General features: G+C 51.9%; 1 rRNA gene. It reads right to left on the minus strand.

From position 1 onward, the window contains the following. Positions 1–640 (minus strand): 16S ribosomal RNA (locus tag B5F27_RS16390); the annotation flags it as partial.

Consider the following 640-nt stretch of genomic DNA (forward strand, 5'->3'; position numbering starts at 1 on the left):
AGGATGTCAAGACTTGGTAAGGTTCTTCGCGTTGCGTCGAATTAAACCACATACTCCACTGCTTGTGCGGGCCCCCGTCAATTCCTTTGAGTTTCAACCTTGCGGTCGTACTCCCCAGGTGGATTACTTATTGTGTTAACTGCGGCACTGAAGGGGTCTATCCTCCAACACCTAGTAATCATCGTTTACGGTGTGGACTACCAGGGTATCTAATCCTGTTTGCTACCCACACTTTCGAGCCTCAGCGTCAGTTGGTGCCCAGTAGGCCGCCTTCGCCACTGGTGTTCCTCCCGATATCTACGCATTCCACCGCTACACCGGGAATTCCGCCTACCTCTGCACTACTCAAGATACACAGTTTTGAAAGCAGTTCATGGGTTGAGCCCATGTATTTCACTTCCAACTTGCATACCCGCCTGCGCTCCCTTTACACCCAGTAATTCCGGACAACGCTTGTGACCTACGTTTTACCGCGGCTGCTGGCACGTAGTTAGCCGTCACTTCCTTGTTGAGTACCATCCGTTTTTTCCTCAACAACAGGAGTTTACAATCCGAAGACCTTCTTCCTCCACGCGGCGTCGCTGCATCAGGGTTTCCCCCATTGTGCAATATTCCCCACTGCTGCCTCCCGTAGGAGTCT

The organism is Faecalibacterium sp. An192 (assembly GCF_002160175.1).
Lineage (GTDB): Bacteria > Bacillota > Clostridia > Oscillospirales > Ruminococcaceae > Faecalibacterium.